This is a genomic window from Salipiger sp. (genome assembly GCF_048261495.1).
Taxonomy (GTDB): Bacteria; Pseudomonadota; Alphaproteobacteria; order Rhodobacterales; family Rhodobacteraceae; genus Salipiger.
The window spans coordinates 39948-55259 of sequence record NZ_JBLXFX010000014.1 but is presented as its reverse complement, the minus strand read 5'-3'; the positions used below and the strand labels follow the sequence as shown (position 1 = coordinate 55259).

Below are 15312 nucleotides of genomic sequence, written 5' to 3'. Positions count from 1 at the left end.
TTCCCGGTCAACGCCGCAGACGAACAGGGCCGGGAAGTTGCCCGGCCCTGTTGTATCCGTATGACGGCCGGGGCCTATTCCATCGCTTCCAGCTCGTCGATGAAGCCCTCGATCATGCTCAACCCCTTGTCCCAGAAGGCCGGGTCGGTGGCATCGAGGCCGAAGGGCGCCAGCAGCGCCTTGTGGTGCTTGGAGCCGCCGGCCTTCAGCATGTCGAAATACTTGTCCTGGAAGCCCTCGGGGTTCTCCTCGTAGACGGCATAGAGCGCGTTCACCAGCCCGTCGCCGAAGGCATAGGCGTAGACGTAGAAGGGCGAGTGCACGAAATGCGGGATATAGGCCCAGAAGGTCTCGTATCCCGGCATGTAGTCGAACACCGGCCCGAGGCTTTCGGCCTGCACCGACATCCAGAGCGCGTTGATGTCCTCCGGCGTCAGTTCGCCGCCGCGGCGCGCCTCGTGCAGCTTGCACTCGAAATCGTAGAAGGCGATCTGGCGCACGACCGTGTTGATCATGTCCTCGACCTTGGAGGCGAGCATGACCTTGCGCTCGGCCTTGTCCTTTGCGCCTTCGAGCATCCGGCGGAAGGTCAGCATCTCGCCGAAGACGCTGGCGGTCTCGGCCAGGGTCAGCGGGGTGGAGGCGAGCATCTCGCCCTGGCCCGCCGCCAGCACCTGGTGGACGCCGTGGCCGAGTTCATGCGCGAGGGTCATCACGTCGCGCGGTTTGCCGAGGTAGTTCAGCATCACGTAGGGATGGACCTCGGTCACCGTGGGGTGGGCAAAGGCGCCGGGGGCCTTGCCGGGCTTCACCGCCGCGTCGATCCAGCCCTTGGTGAAGAAGGGTTCCGCGATCTCGCCCATGCGGGGATCGAAGGCGTTGTAGGCGTTCATCACCGTCTCGCGGGCCTCGTCCCAGCCGACGATGCGGGTGCTTTCCATCGGCAGCGGGGCGTTGCGGTCCCAGACCTGCATGGTGTCGAGCCCGAGCCACCTGGCCTTGAGCGCATAGTAGCGGTGCGACAGGCGCGGGTAGGCCGCGACCACGGCGTTGCGCAGCGCCTCGACCACCTCGGGTTCGACATCGTTGGACAGGTGGCGGCCCATCTGGGCCGAGGGCATGCCCCGCCAGCGGTCCATGACCTCCTTTTCCTTGGCCTGCGTGTTGTGGACGCGGGCGAAGGTCTTGATGTTCTCGCCGAAGACGCGGGCCAGTTCGCGCGCCGCCGCCTCGCGCTTGTCGCGCTCCTGTTCGGTCAGCAGGGTGAGGGTGGATTCGATCCCCAGTTCCTCGCCGTCGATCTCGAAGGTCAGCCCGGCGATGGTCTCGTCGAAGAGCTTCATCCAGGCATCGCCCACCACGCCCATGTCGTGCAGGAATTTTTCCAGCTCGTCGGACAGCTGGTAGGGCTTCATCGCGCGGATGCGGTCGAAGGCGGGCTTGTAGCGGCCGAGTTCGGGGTCGGCGGCAAAGAGCCCGTCGAGGAAATCATCCTCCAGCCGGTTCAGTTCGAGCGAGAAGAACACCAGCGGCGTGGTGTAGATGGTGATCTTTTCCTGCGTGTCCGACAGGAACTTGGCGCGGTTGGCATCGGTGGTCAGCTGGTAGTAGCGCAGTCCCGCGAAGGACATGATGCGCCCGGCGATGGTCTCGATCCGCTCGTGGCGCTTGACCATGTCGAGGAACCCGGCGCTGTCGAGGTCGCCCAGCCTGTTCTCGTAATCGGCGGCGAAGCTGGCGCAGGCCTCTTCCAGCCAGTCGAGGTCGCGCTTGAGCTCGGGCGCATCGGGCGCGGCGTAGAGATCGGTGAGATCCCACTCCGGAAGATCGCCCAGGTCGCGGCCTCCCGCGCTGGCATTGACGTCGAACAGGGGGCGGAAAGGGGCGTTCAGCATGGGATCCTCGTATCGGTTTCCCATGACATAGGGGCGCGGGGCCCGCGATGGCAACCACCCTGCGCCGGAAAGCGCGCCGCTTTGTCAGAACCGGTGGGTCAGCCCGGCATGGACCGCGCCGCGATCCCCGACCGTGACGGCCAGCGTATCCGACCGGCCGAGCCCGTATTCCGCGCTGAGGGCGACATGGCTGCCGGAGCGCCGGTGTTCCAGGTGGGCCAGCGCCCCGAGGCGGAGCGCGGGGGTCACCGGCACCGTCACGTCCATCTCGACAGCGTCGGGAACGCGGTTGGCGCGCGGGGCCAGCAGCGTCAGCCCGGCGTCCAGCCGTTCGGTATGAAGGCCGAGCCCGAGCTTGGCGTTGGTCCCGATCCGGTCGCCGCCGTCGCGGGTCGTCACGGTCTCGACCGCCGCGGCAAGGGTCCAGGCATCGAAGCTCCGTTCGGCGGCCAGGGACAGGGCGCGAAAACCGCCCTTGCGGGCGTCGTGGGCCGAGGCGCTCCACCGGGTTCCGGCGGTTTCGCCGGTCCAGGACAGCCCGACCGGCACCGCGGTGCGCTGCATGGCCTTTTCGGTGGCATAGGCGCGGCTGGCAGGCAGGGTCGCATCCTCCACCGCCGGGGCCACCAGCGCAAAGGGCGAGGTCAGCACCGAGTCATGGGCCGGGCGCACGACGCCGACGCGCAGATGCTCGCCCAGGGTCAGGGCGCCGTAGGTCTCGTGCGGATGGCTGCCGTTGCGCAGGAAGGAATAGAGCCCGACCTCCAGCCCGATAGCGTGCCGGGAGGTCACGCCCAGCGTCAGATCGAAGCGCCCGATGCCGGTGCCGTCGATCTCCGACGAAAACCCGCCGGTGACGGTTCCGGACAGCGAGAGGCCGGAGCCGGAGCCATCGGCAAGCAGGGCGCCGGGCCACGGGCACAGAAGGCTGCAAAGAACCGCGATCACGCGCATGGGGCGCTCCTGATGGGAGGAATCCGGGATATTCTGCCCGGCTTTCCGGCACTTGTGTAGAGCTTGGGCGATTTGGGCCGCGGACTGTGCCATTGTTGCGACCTATGTATCGCCGGTGCTTGGGGAAATTCCGTAGATCGGCCCGGCTTTTGGTCTAAGGTCGTAGGGCAGCCGTCCGGAGGAGACGGTCGAACACGAGAATTTGTCGAGGGGAGGATTTTCGATCATGTCACAAAAACCGTTTCTGTACGGCGCCGGGGGGATCATCCTGGGCTTCATCGGCGGGATCGCCGTCGGCGGCGCCACCAGCGAGAGCAAGATCAACGACGCCCTGTCGCGCGCCATGGCGCCGGGACAGAGCGCGGCCGAGCAGGCCGCGTCGAGCCAGCAGGAAAGCCTCGCCGCGCTGAGCGAACGGCTGACCGCGCTCGAAGCCGCCATGCCCGACGCCGCCGCGCTGTCCGAGCAGATCTCGGGCGCGGTGGACGAGCGGCTGGCAGGGCTCGGCAGCGATCTGTCGGCGGCGATCTCGAAGGGGGCCGAAGACCAGAAGGCCGCCCTGGACGAGGCGATGACGCGGATTTCCTCCGGCCTCGAACAGAGCGCGCAGGCGGCCGCGGCGGCGGTGGCCTCGGCGGCGACGGGGAAGGAGGCCGATGCCGGCGGCGTCTCGGTGAGCGAGCCGTTGCAGGTCGGTCAGACGGCGGTCTTTGCAGAGGGCAAGGTGCGCGCCTTCGTCTCGCGGCTCGACCCGCAGGGCGGATCGGTGCGGCTGATGGTGAACGGCAAGTCCGTCGCGCTCGGCGCGGGCGGGTCGGCGCCGGTGTCCTTCGACGACAAGGCGTGCTCGATCGTCGTCATGGGCCTGTCGGACGGCGCGACGCTCGGCTCCGATTGCGATGCCGCCACCCCGACGAGCGAGATGGCGCGCGCCGGGGGCGATGCGGACAGCCCGCCGCCGGCCCCCGAGGACGGCTTCCGCCCCGGCCAGGTCGCTATGCTGGGCGACGGCGCGCTCCGGGTGTTCGTCTCGGGTCTGGCCGAGGACGGAACGGCGGCGCGCATCGCGGTCAACGGCGTGAGCACGCAGGTCGTCGCCTCGGGCGAAAGCGTCGAGGTCACCTCGGGCGACAAGACCTGCACCGTCTCCGTCACCGGCGTCGGCGGCGGCATGGTCGGTCTCGAGGGAAGCTGCGGCTGATCCCTCAGCCGTAGAGGCGCAGCATCTCGCGCAGGGAGTCGAGCGTATCGGCCTCCTGCGCGGGCTTGTCCTGCCGCCAGCGCGCCATGCGGGGAAACCTGAGCGCGAGGCCGGACTTGTGGCGCGGGCTTTCCTGGATGCCCTCGAAGGCGATCTCGAACACCAGTTCCGGGCGCACCTGCCGCACCGGGCCGAAACGCTGGAGCGTGTTCTTGCGCACCCAGTTGGTGATCTTGCGGAATTCCTCGTCGGTGAGGCCGGAATAGGCCTTGGTGAAGGGCACCAGTTCGTTGCCGTTCCAGGCGGCAAAGGTGAAATCGGTGAACAGGTTGGCCCGCCGCCCGTGGCCCTGCTGGGCGTAGATCATCACCGCGTCCACGGTCAGCGGGTCCAGCTTCCACTTCCACCAGTCGCCTTTCCTGCGCCCGTCGAGATAGGGCGAGCCGTGCCGTTTCAGCATCAGCCCCTCGGCGCGGCTGTCGCGCGCGTCGGCCCGGATCGTGGCCAGATCCTCCCACGATTCGAAGGGGATGAGGGGCGATCTTCGCACCGGGGCATCGGCGGGCAGGTCGGCCAGCAGGGCATCCAGCGCGGCGCGGCGCGCGCAGTAGGGTTGCTGGCGGATGTCCTTGCCCCCGTTTTCGAGCAGGTCATAGGCCAGCAGGATCACCGGCGCGTCGCGCAGCAGGGTCTTGGGCACGGTCTTGCGCCCGATGCGCTGTTGCAGGGTGGCGAAGGGCATCGGCTGATCGCCCGCCCAGGTGACGATTTCACCATCCATAACCGTGCCCTGCGGCAGGAAATCCACCGCACGCGCGAGTTCCGGGAAGCGGTCCGTCATCAGTTCCTCGCCGCGCGACCAGACGTGATGCGCCCCGCCGCGCAGGATCAGCTGTCCGCGAATGCCGTCCCATTTCCATTCCGCCGCCCAGTCCTCCGGCGCCCCAAGCGCTTCGGGCTCCGCTTCGAGCTGGTAGGCGAGGTAGAACGGATAGGGGCGGCTGGCGTCGGCCTCGGGGTCCTCGGCCTCGACCAGATCGTGCCAGGTGGTGGTTTCGGGCTGCCAGCCGCCCATCAGCCTGAGGGCAAGCGCGGCCTCGTCCCGACCGGTCGCGCGGGCCAGCGCGCGGGTCATGATCTTGCGGCTGACCCCGATGCGGAAGCCGCCGGTGATGAGCTTGTTGAACAGGAAGCGTTCGGTCGTGCCGAGCCGGTCCCAGGCGGCGAGGATCTGCGTCTTGCGCGCTTCGATGTCGAGGCGGGACATGGCCTTCAGGCTTTCGATCCAGTGCGACAAGGGCAGGTCGTCCTCGCGCTCGGGCGGGGGCAGGACGAGGGTGATGGTCTCCGCCAGATCGCCGACGATGGGATAGCTTTCCTCGAACAGCCAGAGCGGGATGCCCGCGCGCTCGGCCGCCCACTCCCGAAGCTGGGTGGTGGTGACCGCGCGCTTGGGGCGGCGCCCCGAGAACAGCGCCACGGTCCAGAGCCTGTCGCTCTCCGAGGCGGTGCGGAAGAAGGCGGCGAGGGCCTCGGTCTTGACCGTGGTGCGGGTGGACTGGTCCACGGCGGCAAAGAGACGGGCGAAGTCCTTCATTCGGCCTCCTCCGTCGCGTCTTCCTCCTGGCCGAACTCGGTCGGGACCACGCTGGCGTCAAGGCCGCGATCGTTCAGCCATCGCGCGAAGATATCCGTGTAACCATGCGTGACAAAAACCTTTTCCGCGCCGGCTTCCCGGATGGCGCGGTTCAGGTCGTCCCAATCGGCATGATCGGACAGCACGAAGCCGCGATCCGCCGCGCGCCGCCGCCGCACCCCCCGCAGCCGCATCCACCCCGAGGCGAAGCCGGTCGAGGCCGGGCCGAAGCGCCGTGCCCAGGCCGACCCCAGCGCCGAGGGCGGCGCGACCACCAGCGCGCCGGGATGGGCCTTGCGGTCGAGGTCGGGCGTCACCCGCAGCGTGTCCGGCAGGGCGATGCCCTGTGCGCGCAGCACCTCGTTGGTGGCCTCCACCGCGCCGTGGGTCAGGATCGGGCCGATGCCGGGGTCGAGCATGGACAGCACCCGCTGCGCCTTGCCCAGCGAATAGGCCCCGAGGATCGAGGCGCGGCCCTCGGCGGCATTGGCGGCCCACCAGGCGTTGATCTCGTCGCGGATCACCGTGTCGGAGGTCCATTTGAACACCGGCAGGCCGAAGGTGCATTCGGTCACGAAGGCATGGCAGCGCAACGGCTCGAAGGGTTCGGACAGCGCGTCGGGCGCCAGCTTGTAGTCGCCGGAGACCACCCAGACCTCGCCCGCGACCTCGACGCGGATCTGTGCCGAGCCGGGGATGTGACCTGCCGGGTGGAAGCTGACCGAGGCGCCGCCGATCCGGCGCGGGGTCGCCCAGGGGATGGTCTCGAGCGTGATGTCGCCCAGCCGGTGCCGGATCACCGGGGCTGCCGCCTCGGTCGCGAGGTAGCGCGCGTGGCCGGGGCGGGCATGGTCGGAATGGCCGTGGGTGATGAGCGCGCGGTCGACGGGGCGCCACGGGTCGATGTGGAAATCGCCCGCGGGGCAGTAGATTCCCCGATCCGTGAAGGTGAGTACGCCGGTCATCGCCCAGAGCTAGCGTTCCGGGACCCGGCGGCCAGAGCGATCAGGCGCTGAGCGCCTGCGCCTCGGTCCGGGCGGCGGTTTCGAAGAGGTCGGCCATCTGGCTGACGATGCGGCCGCGGGTCACCGCGTCCTCCATCAGCACCTCGTGTTCGCCGCCGGGCACGACTTCCAGCTTCCCGCCGGGCCAGTCGGCCATGCGCGCCTGCACGCGCGCGACATCGACGATGCGCTCGTTACTGCCGACAAAGGAAATGCAGGGGATGCGCGGCGAGGGCAGCCGCGCCAGCGCCAGGCATTCGCCGAGCGCCTGGTGCAGCCAGCGCAGCGACGGGCCGCCGAGCTGAAGCTCGGGCACCTCGATCACCTGGCGGTTCATGTAATCCCAGCCCTCGCGGCTGGTGGTGAGAAGGTTGCCTTCGAAGGCGCCGGTGGCGGTGTAGCTGTCCGGCCCGGTGGAGGGCGCATAGTGGTGATCCAGCCCCATGCGGGCGGTGGACCATCCCAGCGCCCAGGCCGCGGGGCGCACCGGCGCGGCGATGCGGATGCCCCACATCGGCCCGGTGAAGGCGCAGGCCGAGACCGGCAGCCCCTCGGCCAGCGCGCGCAGACCGATGCAGCCGCCCATGGAATGCCCTTCGAGGAAGTAGGGACCGGGAAGCCCCAGTTCCGCAGCGGCATCCATCATCGCGGCGACGTCGTGCTGGTAGTCGTGGAACAGGTGAACGTGGCCGGTGCGCGGATCGCCGAGCATCCGGTCGGCAAGCCCCTGACCGCGCCAGTCGATGGTCAGGGTGTGAAAGCCGCGTTCGGCGAAATCGCGCGCCACGCGGCCGTATTTTTCCACGTATTCCGTCCGGCCGGGGAACAGCAGCACCGTGCCGGTCGCCTCGGCCGGGCCGGGGTAGTGGGCCACGCGGATGCGCAGCCCGTCCGCCGTGCGCACCCACCACGCGCGCGCGCCGTCGGTCCCGTCGGCCAGTTCGGCGTGGAAGGGGGCTGCGCTCAGCATGTCAGGCCAGGACCGCGGCAAGGCGCATGGCGGCACCCATGTCGCCGTCGACCGAGAGGCGGCCGGACATGAAGGCGGAGGTGGGGTTCAGATCGCCGTCGATCATCGCGCGGAAGGTGTCGAGATCGGCGGAGAGCGTCACGTCGGCGGCATCGTCGCCCGCGCGTGCGCCGCCCTCATCCACGATGATGGCGCCCTCGTCCTCGATCCGAAACTTTGCCACGCCGTCGAACCCCTTGCCGTCAAGCTTTTCGTTCAGTGCCGTAACGGCCGCGTCGATCGTTTCGCTCATGTCATCCCTTTCACGAAATCCTGTGCTGGCAATCCAGCACGTCTGAGTTACATTCGGATGTATGAGCACGCGTCCGTTCGATTACAAATCTACCGTCACGGCACTTTGTGCCCTAGTCATGTTTTCCATACCCCTGTCCGCCTCCGCCCAGGAGGAGCGTGGACCGGATTGGCAGATGGCGCCGGTGCCCGCGCCGCTCGAACCCGAGGCGAGCCCGGACCTGCCGACCGAACAGCGGATCGAGGCGCTTCTCGAAGAGCTTTCGACCGCCTCCTCTGACGAGGTCGCGGCGCGACTCGAGCGAAACCTGTTCCGCGAGTGGTCGAAATCCGGCTCCGCCGCGATGGACCTGCTTCTCAAGCGGGGGCGCGATGCGCTCGAGGTCGGAGAGGTCGATGTCGCGCTCGAACACCTGACCGCGCTCACCGACCATGCGCCGGATTTCGCCGAGGGCTGGCATGTGCTGGCGCTGGCCTATTACCAGGACGATGCCTTCGGTCCGGCGATGGATGCGCTCGAACACGTGCTGGCGCTGAACCCGCGCCATTTCGGGGCGCTGCGGGGCGTGGCGGCGATCCAGGAACAGATCGGCCGGCCGGTGCTTGCCTACCAGGCCTATTCACGGGTACAGGAGCTGAGGCCGTTCGACGAGAATGTGACCGAGGCGCTGAAGCGGCTGGCGCCCGAAGTGCAGGGCGTGACCCTCTGATCGTATAAGCAGCAGGACAGGCGGCCGCATGGTTTCGCGCGCAAGGATCGCGGCCGTTCTCGGTCCGACCAACACCGGCAAGACACACTATGCCATCGAGCGGATGCTCGGCCATCGGACGGGCATGATCGGCCTGCCGCTGCGCCTGCTCGCGCGCGAGGTCTACGACAAGGTCGTCGCGGCCCGCGGCCCCTCGGTCGTGGCGCTGGTCACGGGCGAGGAGCGCATCGTGCCGCCGCGCGCGCAGTACTGGGTCTGCACGGTCGAGGCGATGCCCGAGGGCATGGGTTGCGATTTCGTCGCGGTGGACGAAATCCAGCTCTGCGCCGATCCCGAGCGCGGCCATGTCTTCACCGACCGCCTGCTGCGGATGCGCGGACTTCACGAGACGCTGTTCCTCGGATCGGACACCATGCGCGGGCCGATTTCCGCACTGGTGCCGGGCTGCGAGTTCATGCGCCGGGAGCGGATGAGCCAACTGAGCTATACTGGTTCGAAAAAGATAAGCCGGATGCCGCCCAGAGCGGCCATCGTCGGCTTTTCTGTCGATAATGTCTATGCCATCGCCGAACTGATCCGCCGCACCAAGGGCGGTGCGGCCGTGGTGATGGGGGCGCTTTCGCCGCGCACCCGCAACGCCCAGGTCGAACTCTACCAGAACGGCGAGGTCGATTATCTCGTCGCGACCGATGCCATCGGGATGGGCCTGAACCTCGATATCGACCACGTGGCGTTTTCCTCGCTGACCAAGTTCGACGGCAGGCGGATGCGCCCGCTCCAGCCCAACGAGCTTGCGCAGATCGCGGGTCGGGCCGGGCGCGGCATGTCGAACGGCACCTTCGGCACGACGGGGGATGCCGGCCAGATTCCCGACGAATGGGTCGAGGCGATCACCTCGCATTCCTTCACGCCGCTCCGGAAGCTCAACTGGCGCAACGCGGCGCTGAGTTTCGGCTCCGTCACGCGGCTGATCGAGTCGCTGGAAAAGGCGCCCGACGACCCCTGGCTGATGAAGGCGCGCGAGGCCGACGATCTGATGACGCTCAGGACCCTGGGCGGCGATGCCGAGGTGCTGGCGCGGGCCTCGGACCCGGCTTCGGTCCAGCTTCTGTGGGACGTCTGCCGCATCCCCGACTTCCGCGGCATCTCTCACGCGGAACATGCGGGCCTTTCGCAAGTTATCTTTCAGCATCTGCACGAGCGGGGAACGATCCCCGAAGCCTTCATGGCGCGGCAGGTGACGCGGATCGACCGGACCGACGGCGATATCGACACCTTGTCGAAACGTCTGGCCTTTATCCGCACTTGGACTTACGTGGCGCAGCGCAAGGGCTGGGTCGATGACGAAAGCCATTGGCGCGAGGCGACCCGCGCTGTAGAAGACGCACTGTCCGACGCGCTCCACGCCCGTCTGACGCAGAGATTTGTAGACCGGCGGACCAGTGTTCTGCTTCGCCGGTTGAAACAGAAGGAGGCCCTCTTGGCCGAGGTGAACGACAAGGGTGAAGTGACCGTCGAGGGCGAATTCGTCGGTCGGCTGGAAGGGTTCCGTTTCCGCCAGGACGCAAGCGCGGCCGGGCAGGAGGCAAAGACGCTGAAACAGGCGTCGCTGCAGGCGCTGGCGCCGCATTTCCATTTGCGGGCGGACCGGTTCTACAACGCGCCGGATACCGAGATCGACTATACCGAGCAGGGCGGCCTCATGTGGGGCGACCAGGCGGTCGGCAAGTTGGTCAAGGGCGACGATGCGCTGAAGCCGCGGGTCGTGGCCTTCGTGGACGACACCGCCGGTGCCGATGTGATCCAGAAGGTCGAACGCCGCCTTCAGCATTTCATCGACCGCAAGATCGCCGCGCTGTTCGAGCCGCTGCTGGCGCTCCAGCGCGACGAGGCGCTGTCGGGCCTCGCGCGCGGCTTTGCCTTCCGGCTGGTGGAATCGCTGGGGATCATCCCGCGCGGCCAGATCGCCGACGAGGTGAAGCAGCTCGACCAGGAGGCGCGGGGCGCCCTGCGCAAGCATGGCGTGCGCTTCGGCCAGTATACGATCTTCCTGCCGCTGCTGCTGAAGCCCGCGCCGACCCGGTTGCGGCTGGTGCTGTGGTCGCTGTTCACCGATCTCGACACCTTCCCCGAGGCGCCGCCGCCGGGGCTGGTGACGGTGCCCAACATCCGCGACGTGCCGCTCGCCCATTACACCCTGTCGGGCTACCGCCCGGCCGGTGAGCGGGCGATCCGCATCGACATGCTGGAACGTCTGGCCGACATGATCCGCGGCGAGGACAGCCGCGGCGGTTTCGAGGCCAAGGCCGACATGCTGTCGATCACGGGCATGACGCTGGAACAGTTCTCGGACCTGATGACGGGTCTCGGCTATCGCGCCGAGAAGGGTGAGCGGACCAAGGTCAAGGCCGCCGATCAGGTGGTGACCGAGACCTCCGAACCCTCCGCCGAACCGGGCGAGGGCGAGCCGGTCTTCGATGCCGCCCGCGAGGAGGAGGCGACCCCCGCCGCCATGGCCGATCCCTCGGCCACGCCGGAGGCTGCGGATATCGTCGCCGGAAGCGAGAGCATCGACGATGCCGGCATCGCGCCGATCGACGAGGACCCCGAGGCGGTGCAGGTCGACGACCACATCGCCGAAACCCCCGAAGAGGAGCTGCTGCCCGGCACCGCGCCGGACGAGGCGCTGGCCGGTCCCGAGGTCGAGGTGTTCTACACCTTCACCTGGGGCGGCGGGGCCCGCGCCCGGTCGCCGCGCCGCGAGGGCGGCGGTGGCCGTGCGCAGCGCGCCAAGGGCGGCGACGGTGCCCCCGGCGGCAAGCCGCAGGGCAACCGCGAGGGTGGCCGCGGGCCCAAGGGCGACGGCCAGGGCCGGGGCGGTCCGAAAGGCAAGGGCGGCGCCAAGGGCAAGCCGCGTCGCGAGCAGGACAAGGGGCCGAAGGTCTTCGAATCCCGCCCGCAGAAGAAGGATCGCATCGATCCCGACAACCCCTTCGCCGCCGCGCTCATGGGGTTCAAGGGCAAGTCGTGAATGGGTGAACAGGCTGCCAGACTGCGCATCGACAAGTGGCTCTGGCATGCCCGCTTCTTCAAGACCCGCAGCCTGGCCGCCAAGGCGGTTGCCTCGGGCCTGCGGGTCAACGGGCTGAGCGTGGCCAAGCCCGCCCATATGGTCGGGCCGGGCGATGTGCTGACCTTTTCGCAGGGACGGACCGTCAGGGTCATCCGCATCGCGGCCCCGGGAGAGCGTCGCGGCCCCGCGCCCGAGGCGCGGACGCTCTACGTCGATCTCGACCCTCCGGCCCCGCGCGCGCCGGAACCGCAGGCCCCGCGATATGACGGCGGCGGCCGCCCCACCAAGCGCGACCGGCGGGCGCTGGACCGGCACAGGGATGTGCTTGAATGATCCGGCGCACTGGTCTAGCTAGGCACAAATCCCGCGCCACGGACTGAATGGTGAACACATGACCTATGTCGTCATCGACAACTGCATCGCCTGCAAATACACCGACTGCGTCGAAGTCTGCCCGGTGGACTGCTTCTACGAGGGCGAGAACATGCTGGTGATTCACCCCGACGAATGCATCGACTGCGGCGTCTGCGAACCCGAATGCCCCGCCGACGCGATCCGTCCGGACACCGAGCCGGACATGGAGAAGTGGGTGGAATTCAACCGGAAATACTCCGAGATGTGGCCCGTCATCATCTCGAAGAAGGACCCGCTTCCCGAGGCCGAGGACCGCGACGGCGAAACCGGCAAGGTCGACAAGTACTTCTCCGAGGCACCGGGCGAGGGCGGCTGACCGGCGATTCGGCGCTGGACCGCCGAATCCCCCGATTTTTCCGGTTTTTCCGCTCTAACGCATTGTAATCATTCGTGTTGATCCGTGGAGGGAAGCTCCTAGGAAAGGCATTCCTTTTGTGCTATAGTTGTTGGCACACATGACAAAACCATGCACACACAGCCGGGCCTGTCTGTACCCGGGGGCATAATCTGAGACGCGTAGATCAAGGCGAACGGGATGCAACGCAGTTCCGTCCGTCTTTGTTGTCGCCTGTGTGTGCGGTTTGGCTGCTGAGGACCCTGTTGTAATGACCAAGACCAAAAAGAACGAATTCCGCCCGAACGATTACGTCGTCTACCCCGCCCATGGCGTGGGTCAGATCATGTCGATCGAAGAGCAGGAAGTCGCCGGCATGAAGCTGGAACTGTTTGTGATCTCTTTCGAGAAGGACAAGATGACTCTCCGGGTGCCCACGCACAAGGCGACCGAAATCGGCATGCGTTCGCTGTCCTCGCCCGACGTGGTGAGCGCGGCGATGAAGACGCTGCGCGGCAAGGCCAAGGTCAAGCGCGCCATGTGGTCGCGCCGTGCCCAGGAGTACGAGCAGAAGATCAATTCCGGCGACCTGATCGCCATCGCCGAGGTGGTGCGCGACCTGCACCGCGCCGACGACCAGCGGGAACAGAGCTATTCCGAGCGTCAGCTTTACGAAGCCGCGCTCGAGCGTCTGACCCGCGAAGTGGCTGCCGTGTCCGGCGGGGACGAAACCGCCGCCGCCCGCCAGGTGGACGAGGTTCTGGGGCTGCGCGCGGCCTGATCGCCGTCGCCGCTCTGGCCAATGAAAAACGCGCCGTCACAACGGCGCGTTTTTTTGTGCCCGGCGAACCCTGCCTTGCCGGTCAGGCCGCATCGTCCTTGCGCGCGGCAATGGCCGTGAACAGGGCTGTTTCCAGTTCCTTCTCCAGCTCCTGCGCGCGCTTGATATAGGCCTGGTTTTCGGACGGCGGGATGTTGGGATCCCAGAGTTCGGCCAGTTCCTGAACGGTCTCGCGGTCGTGGTGGTAGAAGGTCTCCTGCGCGACGGCGGCTTCGTATTCGGTCATGCCGACCTCTTCCAGCACGTAGCGCCCGGCGCGCAGCGAGCTGTCGAACATCTCGCGCACGATCTTGTTCGCCCCGGCCTGGTAGAGCTCGTAGACATGGGTCCGGTCGCGGGCGCGGGCGACGATGTAGACATCCTCGCGCAGGCGGCGGGCAAAGCGCACCAGCTTGGTGTTGGCCTTGGGATCGTCCAGCGCGGCGACGATGACCTTGGCCTTGCGGATGCCGGCGGCGTGCAGCAGTTCCGGGCGGGTGGGATCGCCGAAGAACCCCTTGAACCCGAAACGGCGCATGAGTTCGATGGTCTGCATGTCGTGGTCGATGACCACGGTCTTGAACCCCGAGGATTGCACCAGCCGGTTGACGATCTGCCCGAAGCGCCCGATCCCGGCGATGATGATGGGCTGCTGTTCGTCGATCTTGTCGTCGGGCGGCGGGGCGTCGCGCGCCTCTTCCAGCTTGGTCGCCATCCAGTCGTAGAGGATGAAGAGCAGCGGCGTGATGAGCATGGACAGCGCCACAACGAGCAGCAGGCGCTGGCCGAGCTCCTCGGTGAAGACGTTGAGCTGCAGCGCGAAGGAAATCAGCACGAAGCCGAATTCCCCGGCCTGCGCCAGCGACAGGGTGAACAGCATCCGGCTGCGGACCCGCAGCTTGAACACCCGCGCGAGGACGTGGAGGATCACCCCCTTGAGCAGGATCAGCCCGAGCGCGAGGCCGAGGATCAGGAAGGGTTCGCGCAGGAAGTCCCCGAGGTCGATGCCCGCGCCCACGGTGATGAAGAACAGCCCCAGCAGCAGGCCCTTGAAGGGTTCGATGTCGGATTCGAGCTGGTGGCGGAATTCCGAGTTGGCCAGCACGACCCCCGCGAGGAAGGTGCCGAGGGCGGGCGACAGGCCGACCAGCTCCATCAGCATGGCGATGCCGCAGACGATCAGCAGCGCGACGGCGGTGAACATCTCGGGAAGGCGCGAGGAGTTGATATGGCGGAACAGCGGCCGCGCGCCGTAGACCCCCGCCAGGATGATGAGCGCGATGGCGGAAAGCGTGACCAGCGTCACGCCCCAGCCGGGCAGCCCGTCGACCAGCGACAGCGCATGGTCGTCGATCGGCGGGGCGGGGCGATGGATCGAGCCGTCCGGCGCCAGCGTCGCGGTGATCGTGGTGCCGAGCAGGGGCAGGACGATCAGCATGGGAATGACGGCGATGTCCTGCGTGAGCAGCACCGAGAAGGCGGCGCGCCCGCCGTTGGTCTGCATCAGTCCCTTCTCGCTCAGGGTCTGGAGCACGATGGCGGTCGAGGACAGCGCAAAGACCATGCCGCAGGCCAGCGCCGGGGCCCAGCCGACCCCCAGCGTCATCGCCGCGGCCATCACCGCCAGCATGGTCAGCACGACCTGTGACCCGCCCAGCCCCACCAGCCGGTGCCGCATGTCCCAGAGCGCGCGGGGCTCCAGCTCCAGCCCGATCAGGAACAGCATCATCACCACGCCGAATTCGGCGAAATGGCGCAGGTCGTCCGTCGCCGCGACGAGGTGGAACACCGGGCCGATGATGATCCCGGCAAGAAGGTATCCCAATACCGAACCAAGGCCCAGCCGCGCTGCGATCGGCACCGCGATGACGGCGGCGCCCAGGTAGACCGAAGCCTGGAAGAGGAAGCTTTCCATCATTGTCCCGTCTGTTTGCGTTCCTCCCATGATGGTCCGAGCGCTTCGGGAATGACAACCGGAATGCGGGGCGTAATCGGCAAAATTCCCCCAAT

Annotated in this window: 13 protein-coding genes; 6 read left to right on the top strand and 7 right to left on the bottom strand. The window is 67.6% G+C overall.

Translation table 11 applies throughout. The features are described from left to right. Positions 1-74 precede the first annotated feature (74 nt). Entirely contained in the window at positions 75-1895 is a 1821-nt protein-coding gene (locus ACN0RJ_RS20370; protein ID WP_417725481.1) for a M3 family oligoendopeptidase, read from the bottom strand. An 84-nt stretch (positions 1896-1979) separates the two neighbouring features. Next, on the bottom strand, positions 1980-2849 hold the full coding sequence (locus ACN0RJ_RS20365) for a hypothetical protein (RefSeq protein WP_417725480.1): 870 nt from the start codon (positions 2847-2849) through the stop codon (positions 1980-1982). 226 nt (positions 2850-3075) lie between these two features. Here ACN0RJ_RS20365 and ACN0RJ_RS20360 point away from each other — a divergent pair, with 226 nt between their 5' ends. After that, entirely contained in the window at positions 3076-4050 is a 975-nt protein-coding gene (locus tag ACN0RJ_RS20360) for a hypothetical protein (RefSeq protein WP_417725479.1), read from the top strand. A gap of 4 nt (positions 4051-4054) precedes the next feature. Here ACN0RJ_RS20360 and ACN0RJ_RS20355 read toward each other — a convergent pair whose 3' ends face one another. The 4 genes from ACN0RJ_RS20355 to ACN0RJ_RS20340 are packed head-to-tail and all read right to left on the bottom strand — an operon-like array spanning position 4055 to position 7952. Then, on the bottom strand, positions 4055-5647 hold the full coding sequence (locus ACN0RJ_RS20355) for an ATP-dependent DNA ligase (RefSeq protein WP_417725478.1): 1593 nt from the start codon (positions 5645-5647) through the stop codon (positions 4055-4057). Next, positions 5644-6651, bottom strand: coding sequence for a ligase-associated DNA damage response exonuclease (locus ACN0RJ_RS20350; RefSeq protein WP_417725477.1), 1008 nt, complete (start codon positions 6649-6651; stop codon positions 5644-5646). Before ACN0RJ_RS20350 ends, ACN0RJ_RS20355 begins: the two co-directional genes overlap by 4 nt. Positions 6652-6691: 40 nt before the next feature. After that, complete coding sequence (locus ACN0RJ_RS20345) at positions 6692-7660, bottom strand: alpha/beta fold hydrolase (RefSeq protein ID WP_417722287.1); 969 nt, start codon at positions 7658-7660, stop codon at positions 6692-6694. Position 7661: 1 nt separating this feature from the next. Next, entirely contained in the window at positions 7662-7952 is a 291-nt protein-coding gene (locus ACN0RJ_RS20340) for an SCP2 sterol-binding domain-containing protein (RefSeq protein ID WP_417722288.1), read from the bottom strand. A 118-nt stretch (positions 7953-8070) separates the two neighbouring features. Here ACN0RJ_RS20340 and ACN0RJ_RS20335 point away from each other — a divergent pair, with 118 nt between their 5' ends. The 5 genes from ACN0RJ_RS20335 (at position 8071) to ACN0RJ_RS20315 (ending at position 13263) form a co-directional block, all read left to right on the top strand. Continuing rightward, positions 8071-8661 (top strand): tetratricopeptide repeat protein, encoded by a 591-nt coding sequence (locus ACN0RJ_RS20335; RefSeq protein ID WP_417725476.1) that lies wholly within the window; start codon positions 8071-8073, stop codon positions 8659-8661. A 28-nt stretch (positions 8662-8689) separates the two neighbouring features. Next, positions 8690-11692, top strand: a complete 3003-nt coding sequence (locus ACN0RJ_RS20330) for a helicase-related protein (RefSeq protein WP_417722290.1) — start codon at positions 8690-8692, stop codon at positions 11690-11692. Then, positions 11693-12067, top strand: coding sequence for an RNA-binding S4 domain-containing protein (locus tag ACN0RJ_RS20325; RefSeq protein ID WP_417725475.1), 375 nt, complete (start codon positions 11693-11695; stop codon positions 12065-12067). Positions 12068-12125: 58 nt separating this feature from the next. After that, a complete protein-coding gene (gene fdxA, locus ACN0RJ_RS20320; protein ID WP_417722292.1) occupies positions 12126-12464 on the top strand; it encodes a ferredoxin FdxA in 339 nt (112 codons plus the stop codon). A 289-nt stretch (positions 12465-12753) separates the two neighbouring features. Then, positions 12754-13263 carry a CarD family transcriptional regulator gene (locus ACN0RJ_RS20315; protein ID WP_417722293.1) on the top strand — a complete coding sequence of 170 codons (510 nt, stop codon included), beginning with the start codon at positions 12754-12756 and terminating at the stop codon, positions 13261-13263. A gap of 82 nt (positions 13264-13345) precedes the next feature. On the opposite strand, the gene ACN0RJ_RS20310 is transcribed toward ACN0RJ_RS20315, so the two are convergent. Continuing rightward, entirely contained in the window at positions 13346-15217 is a 1872-nt protein-coding gene (locus tag ACN0RJ_RS20310; protein WP_417722335.1) for a monovalent cation:proton antiporter-2 (CPA2) family protein, read from the bottom strand. Positions 15218-15312 lie beyond the last annotated feature (95 nt).

Coding starts and splice junctions, on each gene's coding strand:
- ACN0RJ_RS20315 (WP_417722293.1), top strand. CDS start 12,754: ATGACCAAGACCAAAAAGAACGAATTCCGCCCGAACGATTACGTCGTC.
- ACN0RJ_RS20355 (WP_417725478.1), bottom strand. CDS start 5,647: ATGAAGGACTTCGCCCGTCTCTTTGCCGCCGTGGACCAGTCCACCCGC.
- ACN0RJ_RS20310 (WP_417722335.1), bottom strand. CDS start 15,217: ATGGAAAGCTTCCTCTTCCAGGCTTCGGTCTACCTGGGCGCCGCCGTC.
- ACN0RJ_RS20335 (WP_417725476.1), top strand. CDS start 8,071: ATGTTTTCCATACCCCTGTCCGCCTCCGCCCAGGAGGAGCGTGGACCG.
- ACN0RJ_RS20325 (WP_417725475.1), top strand. CDS start 11,693: ATGGGTGAACAGGCTGCCAGACTGCGCATCGACAAGTGGCTCTGGCAT.
- ACN0RJ_RS20350 (WP_417725477.1), bottom strand. CDS start 6,651: ATGACCGGCGTACTCACCTTCACGGATCGGGGAATCTACTGCCCCGCG.
- fdxA (WP_417722292.1), top strand. CDS start 12,126: ATGACCTATGTCGTCATCGACAACTGCATCGCCTGCAAATACACCGAC.
- ACN0RJ_RS20365 (WP_417725480.1), bottom strand. CDS start 2,849: ATGCGCGTGATCGCGGTTCTTTGCAGCCTTCTGTGCCCGTGGCCCGGC.
- ACN0RJ_RS20370 (WP_417725481.1), bottom strand. CDS start 1,895: ATGCTGAACGCCCCTTTCCGCCCCCTGTTCGACGTCAATGCCAGCGCG.
- ACN0RJ_RS20330 (WP_417722290.1), top strand. CDS start 8,690: ATGGTTTCGCGCGCAAGGATCGCGGCCGTTCTCGGTCCGACCAACACC.
- ACN0RJ_RS20340 (WP_417722288.1), bottom strand. CDS start 7,952: ATGAGCGAAACGATCGACGCGGCCGTTACGGCACTGAACGAAAAGCTT.
- ACN0RJ_RS20345 (WP_417722287.1), bottom strand. CDS start 7,660: ATGCTGAGCGCAGCCCCCTTCCACGCCGAACTGGCCGACGGGACCGAC.
- ACN0RJ_RS20360 (WP_417725479.1), top strand. CDS start 3,076: ATGTCACAAAAACCGTTTCTGTACGGCGCCGGGGGGATCATCCTGGGC.